Genomic DNA, 13,538 nt, shown 5'->3' on the forward strand with positions numbered 1-13,538 from the left:
TTTCATTTTTGAGCTTTAATAAAGCAGGATAGCTAAATGAGAATAATAATAACTGCGATTTCAATTATTTTTTTAAGCTTTTCTCCAGCCACTTTGGCTAATACTGGGAAGGAAAAACAGATTGCCCTGGCCTTTGGCGAGGGCCCCGTACCCGGGGTAACAGAGTCCCTATTACAGCAACTCGATGCACTCCAAATCAAAGCCACCTTTTTTCCCGTCGGCATGCAAATGGAACAGTTTCCCGAACAAACTCGCGCCATTATTAATGCCGGTCACCAGCTGGGAAATCACGGTTACTCCCACATCAACCTGGCTGAACTACCCCTAAGCAGTGCTAAGGAGGAAATCAAAAAAACCTGTAAATTACTCCAAAGCCATGGTTACCAGGAACGCCCAATGATTATGCCGCCATTTGGCAATATATCCGTTGAGCTCAGTGATTTACTGGAAGAACAGGAGTTCCAGCTGGCTGAATGGGATCTTGAGCCCCGCCTTCATGTCGACATGAGTGAACCTGAGTCAATTGCCGACTATGTGGCAGAAAACGCTACCGATGGCAGTGTGGTGATGTTGCATCCCATGTATGAACACAGTGAGCAGATTATTGAGGCCCTCCCGCTGATCAGCACTCAACTCCACCAGCAAGGATTTCGTTTTGTTACTCTCGCCCAAATAGCAGAGAGCGAGAAAATCGAAAACTTGTAAGAGACAGCAGACGACATTATCAATAAGGCCAATGGGAGCCGGGTATTGAACTCTGCGGCCCACTCCCGTACTCACATTGGGAGCTATCGCCATGTTGCGCTGGGCCATACTCTTTCTGGTAATTGCCTTGATCGCCGCCTTCTTTGGCTTCAGTGGTATTGCCACCACGGCGACGGAAATCGCTAAAATTCTCTTCTTTATCTTTATTGTGCTGTTCGTACTGGCACTGATATTCGGTAAATCCAGGCCGCCCAAATAGTATTGCCTGACAAGTAGCTCAGGGATTCAGCCAGTCACCCCGGTATGTACCGGGGTTACTTTTGGTGTGGTGTGCGAGTCGGGACCAGACTTAGTACTTCTGCCAGGTGGTTAAAGCCCGAAACCAGTTCCATCACTCCCAATGCTTCAAGCAGCTCATCATCCCTGGCCCCTAGCTTTCGCGCTTCAGCGATCAAGTGCCGGCGATGATCATCGGGGGCACTGTTGGCATTGCGGGCCAGATCGAACAGAGCATGTTCTTTTTCTGAAAAATGCACGTTTTTGGGGTCGGTACGGATGCGCATAATCTCCGCAGCATCCACTCCCAGCATTTGCAAAGATGTACTGTGATGATAGATGCCATAGTCACAATGATTGTCCGCGGAAACAGCAAGCCCGATAGCTTCTTTCAGCTGGGCAGACAGGCAACCGTGCAGCATGACCGCCTTAAACTTGTCCCAATTGGCTTTAAGCAACCCCTCGTGGTGTGCATAAACGCGAAACAGGCTCGGTATGCCGCCCAGCTGATCCTGAATCTCTGCAAAAACCCTGGCCTCCTCGTCACCATCCGGGCTCTCCACCAAAGGGATGCTGCTCATCGTTCACCTACCTGTTAACCTGGCTGTTATTAACTGGCTCCGGCCCCAGCAGCGACACAATTGACTTCCTGGCGCCCTAAAAGACTGTATATAATCACAGCATGCGAAAGATTATCCATTGCGACTGTGATTGTTTTTACGCGTCGGTTGAAATGCGAGACGATCCCAACCTGCGTGGGCGACCACTGGCTGTAGGAGGTAGCAGTGACCGCCGTGGGGTTATTTCCACCTGCAACTACGAAGCGCGCAGCTATGGGGTGCGCTCCGCTATGCCTACCGCCCAGGCCAAGAAACTCTGCCCTGACTTGATTGTAGTACCCGGTAACATGGCTAAATACCGGGAGGTTAGCGGGCAGATCCGCGAGATATTCCTCGACTACTGCGATGATATTGAACCCTTATCCCTTGATGAGGCCTTCCTGGATGTCACGAATAGTGCTCGCTGCCAGGGCAGCGCCACTCTCATTGCTGAAGAAATCCGCCAGAGGGTAAAAGACAACCTGGGTATCACCATCTCCGCTGGGGTGGCGCCAAACAAGTTCCTGGCCAAGATTGCCAGTGACTGGCGTAAGCCCGACGGCCTCACAGTTATTACCCCCGACGAAGTAGATCAATTTGTTGTGCGCCTGCCGGTTGGCAAAATCCATGGTGTCGGCCGGGTAACCGCTGAAAAAATGCATCGCCAAGGCATTCATACCTGCGCGGATCTGAGACGTTATTCTCAAATCGAGTTAAGTAAACTTTTTGGTAAATTTGGCCGCCGCCTTTATGAACTGAGCCGTGGTATCGACGAGCGCCCGGTTAGTGGTGACGGTGCACGTAAGAGCGTCAGTGTAGAACGTACCTTCAGTGAAGACCTGTGTGAATTTGAGGAATGGCTGGAGCAATTAAGCGCACTTTATATGCGCCTATTGGAACGGGTGGAAAAGCTCGGCGATCGCTACGAAGTTAATGGCGCCACCGTAAAAGTAAAATACGCGGACTTTACCCAGAGTACCCATGAGCGCAGTAGCCGCGCGGGAAGAATCTCTGAGTTTCGGCAGCTGCTACAAGAGTGCTGGGAAAAACGGCCGAACCCTATTCGTCTCCTAGGTGTCGGGCTCAGGCTGACCGACTTACGCGCAGGCAAAGGTCCTGAGCAGCTGCCTCTGCCACTACCAGAATTACTACTTCGATAATTTTTCCACCAGACATAATATTTCTTTTTGCGCCACCTCCCCTTTAAAAAAGGCTTAAAGCGACAATCAACCGCTCGTCAAAAACTGGCGTTGGCCGTTACCCGATGTAAAACCGGGTAAGAAACGGACATCTATACTTCGCAAGCCCAAAGACTCTTAGCCAACCTCTAAAAAACCAGAGTCCACCGGTGCCTGAGAAAATATGTAAGACGCTTAAACATACTACAATTTCCATTATCAACGCCGTATAAACCCAGGCTCCAGAAGCCACCAGAGCTCGGATTATCCGCGTACGGAGGCGCGACAACTTGTCCCGCAAAGCATTTCAACACCTGACAGACGAAGCGCTCCTCGATCACTACAAGGAAACGCGTAAAACTGTCGTATTTCACCAACTTTATACGCGCCACAAAGACGCCTTGTATCGCTATTCAATACAAATGGCGCCAGCCTCTTCCGCAAAAATATTACAAGAGCTCTGGCAAAAAATATTGGAAAACCCGCCACAGTTACATGGCAGGCTTTTTCGCAACTGGTTATTTATTCAAATCAACAAAGCTCTGCGTGAACAACAAGCATTGAACGAGCACAAGTCTACTGCAGTCGATTACCGAAAAAGTGCCGTGCTCGTAGCTATCCAGAAACTTCCCTCCTTGCAGCGCAACATTTTGCTTCTCCATATGGAGTGCAAGCTTTCCCTCGCCACTGTCGCAGATATTGAGCAGATATCCCTGAAAAAGTGTCGGGAATACTATCATCGGGCAAAGGAGCAAATTGAAACGCTGGTGTACGGAGTACAACCAAAACCCTGGCAAGTGGAGGTTATAGAAGAGTGATCGAGGTAGAAGCATGAGCAATTGGGAGCACCAATATCGCGAAGAGGTGTCAGCTTTTACCTCCCCGCAGCAACTGGATACCCAGGTGTTACAGCAAGCAAAAAGGCTACAGCCGAAAAAAGATATCGGCCGAATACTGTCCAGAGCCTCACTCGGCTGCGCCACCATCGCTGCCATCTTAATGTTGGTGCATCCAGCACAGCACCTGGGAGCCCTGACCCCAAGGATGACCCCAGAAAACGAAAGTCCTCAACCCGAATTGGAAATCGCCCGGTGGCAGCCTCCTCAAATAGAGTCTGAAACACAGGAAGACCCCTGGCAGGCATTGAGAAATCAGGTTACAGCGGGAAACTATATTGCTCTATGCCAAGAGTGGCGATTACAACAGAGGACCACAGCAGAACAACCCTTACCTCGTGAGCTGCGCAAATTCGCACAAAAGCGCTGTCGCATCCTGCACTAGCGACAGTCAGTTTTGTGTATTACCGCAGCTCCTATTTGAAATCCGGGTATCGGTTTACCAATCGACTCTACAGATGGAAGTCGTAATTAAGGCAAACCTTTCAAGTGCAGTTTGGCTTTACTGAAATGACCTTGATTGACGAAAAACTCCCCACCGAAAAACCAGGCAAAAATCCAGTATTAAAAAATAGCCTAGCCGTGGCTGGTATCTACGGTGCCGGTGGCCCAAGTGCGGGAGACAACCGAGCACTCAGCGCCCTGATCAATGAAATGGGTGGAAGCATGTTTGGCCCAGGCGAGAAGCGCCGGGCTCGAAAGTATCTTGTCCAAGAGGCTAGGCAGAAAAAAAGCCTGATGCTATTTGGCTATAGCCGCGGAGGTACCTCCGCAATTAAGCTTGCCAATATGCTCGGTCGTGTTGGGGTCACTCTAAATCACTTGGTGGTCTTTGATGCACACAGCATTTTTGATAGTAGGACTTTCCACCTTCTGTATGACAACGTCCTCCAGGCCCACAATTTTTTTCAGAGAAATCCGAGAAGCGCTGGACGTTATGGCTGGTGGGGAAGAAATCCTTACTGGGGGAGCCCGTTGATATCAAATTTTATTCAAGTACAGCAGGTCAACTTTACCGGTGCCTACTATAAGAAAGGGATTCCCGTTTCCCACTTGAATATTGTGCGCCAATCCCTGGCATCTCTATAAATAATGACTGCTGTCAATAAAGTATTGGAAGGCAGGGTCCTAACAGAGCGGACACGCTCACCCAAAGCAGGGCTGGATCTATATCTACTTCGTTTGAATGAACCGGTAATGTCGATGCAAAGTTGGGATCGCATTGCAACTGCCCGGAGTGATCGAAATGGCCGTTTTTCTTTTAATATCAGTGAAGCCGGCCCTTATGAGCTGCGCTGGAAACACGAAGCTGACGCGGTAGAACATGAGCTTCATATAGGTGATTTTGATACAAAAAAACAAATAGAAGTTATTTATTCCAACAAAGAAAGAAAGGTCTTCCCCTGGGCTAAAGACCTTTAATAAAGCTGAGCCCCTACCATTTGTTATTTGGTCAGCTGTAGAAACAAACACTCCGCCACGAATGCCGGCCTGACCTCTCCTTCGATATCCATAGTTGCCTGTAACCTGATCAAAAACTGGCCCTGCTTTTTCTCATTGATATCACAGATTTTTGCCCTTACAGCGACTCGGCTACCGACTTTAACTGGCCGAATAAATCGAACCTTTTCCAGTCCATAGTTTACTACCATATGCATTCCCTCAATCTGAATATCGAGCTTCTCTATAAAATGCGATAGCAGTGACAGAGTAAGGAATCCATGAGCGATAGTCCCCCCAAATGGTGTCTGCATTGCAGCTTCAGGGTCAACATGAATAAATTGCCGATCCAGAGTACATTCAGCAAAATTATTAACGCGCTGCTGATCTATCTCCAACCAGTGAGTGGGTTCAATTTCCAGTCCGATAAACTCACCAATTCTCTCTGGCGGAATTAGGGTAGGCATAGAAGGTTCCTTCTTCTGTGTTTTAGCGGGATTAACAAATCGGGGCAGCTGCAATGAGATTGCGGCTGCCCTCGATATTACTAGCACAAAGGAGCTAGTATGCCGATAAACCGCCATCCACCGCTAGTGCCTGGCCCGTAACATAAGTCATCTTCGGAGAGAGTAGCATCAACATAGCCGCTACCACTTCTTCAGGCTCGCCAAGACGCTTCATCGGACAACCCTCGGCGAGAAAAGCCTGTACCTCTTCCGGGCTGGCCCCAGGGGCCTCCACAGAGGTCACCATAGGCGTCAGGCAATAGAATGGGCAAATGGCATTGACCCGAATGCCATATTTGGCATTTTCCATCGCCGCAGTTTTGGTCAGCCCGATAACCCCATGCTTGGCGGCTGCATATGAGGCAATTTTGGGTGCGCCACCCAGTCCAGCCATAGAGGATACATTGAGCACTACACCGCCACGATCTTTCATTAATGGCAGCTGGTGCTTGAGTCCGAAAAATACGCCCTTCAGGTTTACATTGTACTGGTGGTCCATCATCGCTTCGTCAGTCTGCTTCAGAGACATCATCGGCGGAGCGATACCGGCATTATTTACCGCCATATCCAGGCCACCGAATTCGGACTCAGCCAGTTGCACGAGAGCAACACAATCCGCTTCAGAGGAAACATCACAGCGTTGAGCGCGCACCTGGATACCATCACTACCCAGGTCATCGGCGAGTTGCATCAGGCCCTCTTCATTGATATCTCCAAGCACCAGGCGCGCTCCACGAGATCCCAATTCTTTAGCCAGCAGCTTGCCAAAACCACTGGCGGCGCCAGTAATTAGGGCAACCTGGTTGCCGAAATCCAATATTGGATCTTGCATGTTAAATTCCCCCACAGGAAGTCATTCCGCCATCCACCACTACACATTCCCCCGTGGTGTAACTGGACGCATCAGAAACTAAGTAGAGCACAGTGCCCGCCATCTCCTCAGGCTCAGCGTGACGATGCATGGGGATATGGCCGATTGCAGTTTTATAAATATCCTCGTGAGTAAAAAGCGCCCCGGCAAACTTGGTTTTGGTCAGCCCAGGCAATAGGGCATTAACACGGATATTGAACTGGGCACATTCCTTGGCAAAGGCTTTGGTCATATTGACTACTGCCGCCTTGGTGATGGAGTAGATCCCCTGGCCCACGCCAGGCTGCAGGGCATTCACGGAGGCAGTATTCACAATCACACCACCACCTTGTTCGCGCATCAACTTGCCCGCCTCCACAGACATAAAGAAATAGCCGCGAATATTCACTTCAACCGTTTTTTCAAATGCCGCAAGATCGGTATCGAGGATATGACCAAAGTAGGGGTTGGTAGCCGCATTGTTGACCAGGATATCCAGCCGCCCGAAGCGCTCGCGAACATCGGAAAATACTTTCTGGATGTCTTCCATATTGCCTATATGGCAGGGCATCGCTTCTGCTTTACCACCGGCATCGACAATCGCATCAGCAACGGCTTGGCAGCCTTCGATTTTCCGGCTGGATACCAATACATGGGCGCCCTGCTCTGCCAGCAGTTTTGCAATTGCCTCACCAATGCCTCGGCTCGCACCGGTTACCAGAGCAATTTTTCCGGTGAGATCAAAAAGACTCTTTGCCATTTTTTATCCTTATCATTTTCCCAAAAGCGAAATAAATTGTATCGAGATGACCTTCTAACTAACTCGCCTCGCTGGCGATGCTCATTGCCGTTTGTGCCAGTGGCGCCACCAGCGCGCCAAGGCTCGCCGCATTGCGATTTGAGGCGTTTCCATCCTGTGCGCGCTTGGCTACTCCCTGGACTATCGCCGCCAGGCGGAAAAAACTAAACGCTAAATAAAAAGGCCAGTGATCAATGCCCTCAATCCCCATACGCTCACAATACTTGGCCACATAAGCCTGCTCCGAGGGAATACCCAGCGAAGCAATATCCATCCCCAATAACCCGGACATCTTGTCGCCCCCAGCAGGCATACGCATTTGCATGCACTGATAGGCAAGATCCGCAAACGGGTGGCCCAAAGTAGAAAGCTCCCAGTCCAGCAGCGCGATAACTTTGGGTTCTTTAGGATGGAAAATCATATTGTCGAGGCGGTAATCACCGTGTACCAGAGCTACCCGACCATCGTCTTCCGGTAGCGCACTGCCAAGCCATTCGATCAACTCTTCCATCGCCGCAATAGACTGTGTCTCGGAAGCCCGATATTGCCCCGTCCAACGCTCCAGCTGCCGCTGAAAATAATTTCCTGGGCGGCCGTAATCAGATAACCCCAAAGAGTCGATGTCGAGACTATGTAAAGCAGCGAGTACTCGATTCATTTCATCGTACATCGCACTGCGCGCAGGGGCGTCCACTTCGGGAATTGAAGCATTCCAGAAGATCCGCCCCTCACAGTATTCCATCAGGTAAAACATGGAACCGATCAAATCCCGGTCTTCACATAAATGAAAAACCTTGGGTACCGGTACATCAGTATCAGCCAAAGCAGACATAACACGGTATTCACGATCCACAGCATGAGCGGATTTCAATAGTTTTCCCGGGGGCTGCCGGCGCAATACATAGGTATTTGAAGGGGTTTCCAGCTTAAAGGTGGGATTGGATTGACCCCCAGAGAATTTACTCACTTTCAGTGGCCCGGAAAAACCTTCAACATTTGCGCTGAGGTATTCGCGCAACTTTTCCAGTGGCAAAGCTTCCACCGAACTACGGGATTCCTTTACTGTTTCAGACATGCTCCTCTCCCTGTGCAGTCTCTATGGCATAACGCGCAGCCAGGTTGCGTCCCAACTGCATCATATGCACTTGGTCCGGTCCATCGGCTAAACGGATAGTGCGCGCGTAAGCATAATGGTGGGCCAAGCTATAGTCCTGGCTCAACCCTGCCGCACCGTGAATCTGGATAGCGCGGTCAATCACCTTGCAGGCCATTTGCGGTGCAACAATTTTAATCATGGCGATCAGGTCTTTGGCCGCTTTATTGCCAAGCCGATCCATTTGCGCTGCAGCTTTTAAAGTTAGCAGACGCGCCTGCTCAATTTCACAGGCAGACTTGGCAATATCCTCCCGCACAGACCCCTGTTTGCTCATGGGGCGACCAAACACAATACGTTTTTCCGCGCGGCTTGCCATCATTTCCAGGGCGCGCTGGGCCTGGCCAATCAGGCGCATGCAATGGTGAATTCTGCCCGGCCCCAAACGTCCCTGAGCTATTTCAAAACCACGCCCTTCTCCGCGAATCAGGTTAGACGCGGGCACCCGCACATTATCAAAGATCACCTCCGCATGACCTTCCGGGGCATCATCGTAACCAAATACCCGCATGGGCCGAATTATTTTTACCCCAGGGGTATCGGTGGGAACCAGGATTTGAGATTGCTGGCGGTGCCGATCCGGATTAGCGGGATCGGTCTTGCCCATAACAATCATGACCTTACAGCGCTTATTCATCAGGCCACTAATATAAAATTTATGACCATTAATCACATATTCATCGCCATCGCGCACGATGGAAGTTTCAATGTTCGTGGCGTCGGAAGAGGCTACCCTGGGTTCGGTCATGGCGAATGCCGAGCGAATATTGCCTTCCAGCAATGGCCTCAGCCAGGTTTCCCGTTGCGCTTCCGATCCGTACTGGGTCAGTACTTCCATATTCCCGGTATCCGGGGCGCTGCAATTAAAAACTTCTGAGGCAAATAAGACCTTCCCCATCTCTTCCGCCAAAGGCGCATATTCCAAGTTGGTAAGGCCGGCACCATAGCGGGAGTCGGGTAAGAATAAATTCCACAGCTCAGCCTCCCGGGCCTTTTCTTTTAAAACCTCCATAATAGGGGGCTCGCCCCAGGGATCATCCTGTAACTGCTGAATATAAGTACTCTCAGCAGGATATACATATTCCTGCATAAAGCTCTTGAGCCGCTCCAACAGGCCCTTTACCTTTTCTGAATATTCAAACTCCATGTCTTCTCACCTTTAATTGCGTTGTAGGTTTTAATTCAGCTGTAAGTCACGGAAGTGTGGCGCTCCTCTCTCTCCAAATGAGGCACGTGGTTAAAACTGTTCAAGCTAAGGCCCTGCCCTGCGCTAGAGAAAAAACGGGTAGTGCCGGTATTCTGTATCTGCATGTTGAGTTTGATCACCGACTCGGGAGGACCTCCCAATACCTGCCGCACCATCATGGCAATAGCCCCACCGGAACTGACTACCAGGGTTTTACTGCCTTTGGGGGTATCGCTGATGAAATTCAAAACTTCACGAATGCGATTTTCGAATGCCTGCCAACTCTCTGCAGGAGCAATTTCCCCTGCGGACCAGGCGAGCATGCCCTGCATCAAAAAACGGTAAAAATCGGCACGGGGTGCTTTGGGGCCGGGGGTAGCTGCGGAATTTTTTTCACTGTAAAGACGCGCCACCTCATGGAAATTAAATTCATCCAACTGGGAAACTACCGTCAAGTGGCTGTCTAAATCGATGCCAAGACCTTCGCAAATGCCCACGGTGGTCTGCCGGTGGCGGCGCAGGCTGCCACATAAAATCCGGTCAAATTTCTGGCCAGTCTTCCGCCAGTATTCTCCCAGCCAGCGGGATTGCTGCCAGCCAACATCGGAGAGATTGTCGTAATCATCGGCGCCGAAGGACGCCTGTCCATGGCGCACCACAATTGATTCGGCCACAGCGAGTTCCTCTTTTTATGGAGCTCCAACCCTAGCCCTCTCGTTTGAATCATCAAAGTTTATTATGCGAATATGTGATCATTCACAATGGTTATGAATGGGGCACTTATGCAGCTGCAAAAAATGGATATGAACCTGTTCCTGGTTCTGGAGGCCATTTATAGCGCGGGCAACCTCACCCGTGCGGCTGAACAGTTGCATATCACCCAACCTGCGGTGAGTAATGCTTTGGCACGACTGCGCCGTACCCTGGACGACCCACTATTTATTCGCGGCCCATCCGGCATGACTCCCACCCCCCTTACGGAATCCATTATGCCCAGGGTGCAGCAGGCCCTTTCCCTGCTTGGTACCAGCCTGAATGAACACCGCCAGTTCAACCCCGCCCTGGCACGCAAAACATTGCGACTGTCTATGAACGATATGGCAGAAACCCTGTTGCTACCGCCCCTCTTGGAACGCCTGGAAAAAGAGGCGCCGGGTGTAACAGTAGAGTCATTCCACGTACCCAGGGATCAGCTGGCAAAAGAACTGGCCGCCAATACGTTGGATTTCGCCCTGGATATTCCTCTGGCAACAGCACCCCAGCTGCAGCAACAGCGCCTGCACCAAGACCGCTATCTCTGTATGTTGCGCAATGGGCACCCCTTGGCCGGGGAGTCAAGCCTGACACTGGATCAATATCTACAGCTGGAACATATCCATGTCTCCAGTAGGCGCACGGGTCCTGGGTTGGCAGATATAGCTCTGAACAAACTGGGGCGGCGACGCAATATCAAACTTCGAGTACAGCACTACCGAGTGGCGCCTTTGGTAGTGTTACGTACCGACTTGGCTCTAACAGTACCGGCGAGTCTGGCCAGTCAATATTCTGCCCGTCTATTCGAGCTGCCATTCCAAATACCCCTGATGGACTGGCACCTGTTGTGGCACAAAAATCTACACGAAGATCCCGCCAATCGCTGGCTGCGAGAGCAGCTTCTCGCGGTTTTGGCTGTGTAAATAAACAGATGAAAATCCCTTTAAAAACAGACATCTCCGCCAAATGAGAATGGGACGCAAATAGTTTAATAAAACGTCAGGAATTGATCACTGAATTCGACCGGAAAGGTCACTGTTTCACGTCAAAGGCTCTTGTTATCCTGCTGGGCAACGATATGCACTTTTTTGCATATATACATGAACCCCAAAGGTTACAAGAAGAGAATTTTGCCATGTCCCAAGCCTACCCTAATATGCTTGCCCCCCTGGACCTGGGCTTCACCACCCTAAAAAACCGGGTGCTGATGGGCTCCATGCACACCAACCTGGAAGAACACCCCGGTGGCTTTACCCGTTTGGCGGCATTCTACGCTGAGCGCGCCCGCGGTGGCGTTGGCCTGATTGTAACGGGGGGTATCGCGCCCAACGAAGAGAGTGGCGTATTTAAGGGTGCCTCTAAAATGAACACCCCGGAAGAGGCGCAACAGCACCGGGAAGTGACCGAGGCCGTTCACGCCGAAGGCGGCAAAATCTGTATGCAGATCCTGCATACAGGCCGCTACGCTTACAACGAAAACCTGATTGCTCCCTCCCCCATCCAGGCTCCGATCAACCCTTTCACTCCGCGCGAGCTGACCAGTGAGGAAATTGAAGGCCAGATCGACGATTACGTACGCTGCGCCACCCTGGCCCGCGAAGCCGGCTACGACGGCGTGGAGATCATGGGCTCCGAGGGTTACTTCATTAACCAGTTCATCGTAAAGCGCACCAACAAGCGTACCGATGAGTGGGGCGGCAGCTTCGAGAACCGTATCCGCCTGCCGATCGAAGTGGTTCGCCGTGTGCGCGAGGCTGTTGGCGAAGACTTTATTATTATCTACCGCCTGTCCATGCTGGACCTGGTGGAAGACGGCAGTGACTTCGACGAAGTAGTGGCCCTGGGCCAGGCTATCGAAAAAGCCGGCGCCACGATTATCAATACCGGTATCGGCTGGCACGAAGCGCGTGTTCCCACTATCGCCACCAATGTACCCCGCGCCGCATTTACCGATATTACTGCCAAGGTGAAACAGCACCTATCTATCCCGGTAGTTGCCAGTAACCGTATCAATGTACCGGAAGTGGCCGAAGAAGTTCTGGCCTCCGGACAGGCCGATATGATCTCCATGGCGCGCCCATTCCTGGCAGATTCCGATTTCGTCAACAAGGCCGCAGAGGGCCGCGCCGATGAAATCAACACCTGCATTGGCTGTAACCAGGCCTGCCTGGATCACACCTTCCAGCTGAAGCTCACCTCCTGCCTGGTCAACCCACGCGCTTGTCATGAGACTGAGCTGAACTACCTGCCTGCCGAAAACGTGAAAAAAGTTGCTGTTATCGGTGCCGGCCCCGCCGGTTTGGCTGCCTCCACTGTTGCCGCCGAGCGCGGACACCAGGTAACCCTGTTTGAAGGCAGCGACAAAGTCGGTGGCCAGTTTAATATCGCCAAGCAGATTCCCGGCAAGGCAGAATTCCAGGAGACCCTGCGCTACTTCAAACGCCGCTTGGAAGTGACTGGCGTTGAGGTCAAGCTCAATACTATCGCTACCGAAGAAGACCTGCAGTCTTTTGATGAAGTGATTATCGCCACCGGCATCGAACCACGCACTCCACCGATCCCAGGTATTGAGAGCGACAAGGTGCTGGGATATTTGGATGTACTGAAGCACAAAAAACCAGTCGGCGAAAAAGTGGCCATTATTGGCGCGGGTGGTATCGGTTTCGACGTGGCGGAATACCTGACTCACGACGGGCCCCACTCCACTGAAGAGGAAGTAGTTGCCAGCGATAAAGAAGAGTTCTTTAGTGAATGGGGTGTGGATATTGAGCTGGAACAGCGCTCTGGCCTGAAACCCCGCGAAGCAGTAAGCACCCCTCGCCAGGTCTACCTGCTCCAGCGCAAAACTACCAAAGTAGGTGCAGGTCTAGGTAAAACCACTGGCTGGATTCACCGTGGCAGCCTGCAACACCGCAAGGTAGAGATGATTGCCGGTGCTCTTTACGACAAAATTGACGATAAAGGACTGCATGTTCGCATAGGTGAAGAAGAGCGACTGCTGGAAGTGGATAACATTATTATCTGCGCCGGCCAGGAACCCGCTCGCAAACTCTATGAAGCGTTACAGGAGCGCGGTGTGAAGACCCACCTGATCGGTGGGGCCGACGAAGCCGCAGAACTCGATGCCAAACGCGCTATTGACCAGGGCTCACGCCTCGCAGCAGAGATCTAAAAAATTCCCCGGCAATATTCTTGTC

At 51.3% G+C, this 13,538-nt stretch carries 16 protein-coding genes; 9 read left to right on the plus strand and 7 right to left on the minus strand.

Annotation, left to right across the window (positions count from 1 at the left end; genetic code table 11):
* Nucleotides 1-36 precede the first annotated feature (36 nt).
* A complete protein-coding gene (locus tag G367_RS0101710; protein ID WP_020411360.1) occupies nucleotides 37-705 on the plus strand; it encodes a polysaccharide deacetylase family protein in 669 nt (222 codons plus the stop codon).
* Between the two features lie 91 nt (nucleotides 706-796).
* Nucleotides 797-964: a DUF1328 domain-containing protein gene (locus G367_RS25530; RefSeq protein WP_020411361.1), complete on the plus strand. Its 168-nt coding sequence runs from the start codon at nucleotides 797-799 to the stop codon at nucleotides 962-964.
* Between the two features lie 55 nt (nucleotides 965-1,019).
* On the opposite strand, the gene G367_RS0101720 is transcribed toward G367_RS25530, so the two are convergent.
* A complete protein-coding gene (locus tag G367_RS0101720; protein WP_020411362.1) occupies nucleotides 1,020-1,562 on the minus strand; it encodes a carboxymuconolactone decarboxylase family protein in 543 nt (180 codons plus the stop codon).
* A 101-nt stretch (nucleotides 1,563-1,663) separates the two neighbouring features.
* On the opposite strand from G367_RS0101720, the gene dinB reads away from it, so the two are divergent.
* The 5 genes from dinB (at nucleotide 1,664) to G367_RS0101745 (ending at nucleotide 5,076) form a co-directional block, all read left to right on the plus strand.
* Nucleotides 1,664-2,740: a DNA polymerase IV gene (gene dinB / locus G367_RS0101725; RefSeq protein ID WP_026304883.1), complete on the plus strand. Its 1,077-nt coding sequence runs from the start codon at nucleotides 1,664-1,666 to the stop codon at nucleotides 2,738-2,740.
* Between the two features lie 308 nt (nucleotides 2,741-3,048).
* On the plus strand, nucleotides 3,049-3,576 hold the full coding sequence (locus tag G367_RS0101730; RefSeq protein WP_020411364.1) for an RNA polymerase sigma factor: 528 nt from the start codon (nucleotides 3,049-3,051) through the stop codon (nucleotides 3,574-3,576).
* A 13-nt stretch (nucleotides 3,577-3,589) separates the two neighbouring features.
* Nucleotides 3,590-4,039, plus strand: a complete 450-nt coding sequence (locus G367_RS0101735) for a hypothetical protein (RefSeq protein ID WP_020411365.1) — start codon at nucleotides 3,590-3,592, stop codon at nucleotides 4,037-4,039.
* A gap of 125 nt (nucleotides 4,040-4,164) precedes the next feature.
* Nucleotides 4,165-4,743 (plus strand): hypothetical protein, encoded by a 579-nt coding sequence (locus G367_RS0101740; RefSeq protein WP_157533296.1) that lies wholly within the window; start codon nucleotides 4,165-4,167, stop codon nucleotides 4,741-4,743.
* A 3-nt stretch (nucleotides 4,744-4,746) separates the two neighbouring features.
* Nucleotides 4,747-5,076, plus strand: coding sequence for a hypothetical protein (locus tag G367_RS0101745; RefSeq protein ID WP_020411367.1), 330 nt, complete (start codon nucleotides 4,747-4,749; stop codon nucleotides 5,074-5,076).
* Between the two features lie 23 nt (nucleotides 5,077-5,099).
* Here G367_RS0101745 and G367_RS0101750 read toward each other — a convergent pair whose 3' ends face one another.
* The 6 genes from G367_RS0101750 to G367_RS0101775 all read right to left on the minus strand — a co-directional run bounded on the left by G367_RS0101750 (nucleotide 5,100) and on the right by G367_RS0101775 (nucleotide 10,262).
* Entirely contained in the window at nucleotides 5,100-5,561 is a 462-nt protein-coding gene (locus tag G367_RS0101750; protein ID WP_020411368.1) for a MaoC family dehydratase, read from the minus strand.
* A gap of 94 nt (nucleotides 5,562-5,655) precedes the next feature.
* On the minus strand, nucleotides 5,656-6,432 hold the full coding sequence (locus G367_RS0101755) for an SDR family NAD(P)-dependent oxidoreductase (protein ID WP_020411369.1): 777 nt from the start codon (nucleotides 6,430-6,432) through the stop codon (nucleotides 5,656-5,658).
* Nucleotide 6,433: 1 nt separating this feature from the next.
* Nucleotides 6,434-7,210 (minus strand): SDR family oxidoreductase, encoded by a 777-nt coding sequence (locus tag G367_RS0101760; RefSeq protein ID WP_020411370.1) that lies wholly within the window; start codon nucleotides 7,208-7,210, stop codon nucleotides 6,434-6,436.
* Nucleotides 7,211-7,268: 58 nt separating this feature from the next.
* Nucleotides 7,269-8,324: a phosphotransferase gene (locus G367_RS0101765; protein ID WP_020411371.1), complete on the minus strand. Its 1,056-nt coding sequence runs from the start codon at nucleotides 8,322-8,324 to the stop codon at nucleotides 7,269-7,271.
* Nucleotides 8,317-9,549 (minus strand): acyl-CoA dehydrogenase family protein, encoded by a 1,233-nt coding sequence (locus G367_RS0101770; RefSeq protein WP_020411372.1) that lies wholly within the window; start codon nucleotides 9,547-9,549, stop codon nucleotides 8,317-8,319. The genes G367_RS0101765 and G367_RS0101770 overlap by 8 nt, the downstream gene beginning before the upstream one ends.
* A gap of 35 nt (nucleotides 9,550-9,584) precedes the next feature.
* Complete coding sequence (locus G367_RS0101775) at nucleotides 9,585-10,262, minus strand: histidine phosphatase family protein (protein WP_020411373.1); 678 nt, start codon at nucleotides 10,260-10,262, stop codon at nucleotides 9,585-9,587.
* Nucleotides 10,263-10,370: 108 nt separating this feature from the next.
* Between G367_RS0101775 and G367_RS0101780 the strand changes: the two genes are divergently transcribed.
* Together G367_RS0101780 and G367_RS0101785 are read left to right on the plus strand one after the other, a co-directional pair.
* Entirely contained in the window at nucleotides 10,371-11,264 is an 894-nt protein-coding gene (locus G367_RS0101780; protein WP_020411374.1) for a LysR family transcriptional regulator, read from the plus strand.
* Between the two features lie 212 nt (nucleotides 11,265-11,476).
* Nucleotides 11,477-13,513 carry an NADPH-dependent 2,4-dienoyl-CoA reductase gene (locus G367_RS0101785; protein WP_020411375.1) on the plus strand — a complete coding sequence of 679 codons (2,037 nt, stop codon included), beginning with the start codon at nucleotides 11,477-11,479 and terminating at the stop codon, nucleotides 13,511-13,513.
* The last annotated feature ends 25 nt before the right edge of the window (nucleotides 13,514-13,538 follow it).

The sequence above is a fragment of the Microbulbifer variabilis ATCC 700307 genome, assembly GCF_000380565.1.
Taxonomy (GTDB): Bacteria; Pseudomonadota; Gammaproteobacteria; order Pseudomonadales; family Cellvibrionaceae; genus Microbulbifer; species Microbulbifer variabilis.

Excerpts from the sequence above, each read along its gene's own strand:
- G367_RS0101745 (WP_020411367.1), top strand. The coding sequence starts at position 4,747 with ATGACTGCTGTCAATAAAGTATTGGAAGGCAGGGTCCTAACAGAGCGG.
- G367_RS0101710 (WP_020411360.1), top strand. The coding sequence starts at position 37 with ATGAGAATAATAATAACTGCGATTTCAATTATTTTTTTAAGCTTTTCT.
- G367_RS0101760 (WP_020411370.1), bottom strand. The coding sequence starts at position 7,210 with ATGGCAAAGAGTCTTTTTGATCTCACCGGAAAAATTGCTCTGGTAACC.
- G367_RS0101755 (WP_020411369.1), bottom strand. The coding sequence starts at position 6,432 with ATGCAAGATCCAATATTGGATTTCGGCAACCAGGTTGCCCTAATTACT.
- G367_RS0101735 (WP_020411365.1), top strand. The coding sequence starts at position 3,590 with ATGAGCAATTGGGAGCACCAATATCGCGAAGAGGTGTCAGCTTTTACC.
- G367_RS0101770 (WP_020411372.1), bottom strand. The coding sequence starts at position 9,549 with ATGGAGTTTGAATATTCAGAAAAGGTAAAGGGCCTGTTGGAGCGGCTC.
- G367_RS0101720 (WP_020411362.1), bottom strand. The coding sequence starts at position 1,562 with ATGAGCAGCATCCCTTTGGTGGAGAGCCCGGATGGTGACGAGGAGGCC.
- G367_RS0101780 (WP_020411374.1), top strand. The coding sequence starts at position 10,371 with ATGCAGCTGCAAAAAATGGATATGAACCTGTTCCTGGTTCTGGAGGCC.
- G367_RS0101785 (WP_020411375.1), top strand. The coding sequence starts at position 11,477 with ATGTCCCAAGCCTACCCTAATATGCTTGCCCCCCTGGACCTGGGCTTC.
- G367_RS0101740 (WP_157533296.1), top strand. The coding sequence starts at position 4,165 with ATGACCTTGATTGACGAAAAACTCCCCACCGAAAAACCAGGCAAAAAT.
- G367_RS0101765 (WP_020411371.1), bottom strand. The coding sequence starts at position 8,324 with ATGTCTGAAACAGTAAAGGAATCCCGTAGTTCGGTGGAAGCTTTGCCA.
- dinB (WP_026304883.1), top strand. The coding sequence starts at position 1,664 with ATGCGAAAGATTATCCATTGCGACTGTGATTGTTTTTACGCGTCGGTT.
- G367_RS25530 (WP_020411361.1), top strand. The coding sequence starts at position 797 with ATGTTGCGCTGGGCCATACTCTTTCTGGTAATTGCCTTGATCGCCGCC.
- G367_RS0101750 (WP_020411368.1), bottom strand. The coding sequence starts at position 5,561 with ATGCCTACCCTAATTCCGCCAGAGAGAATTGGTGAGTTTATCGGACTG.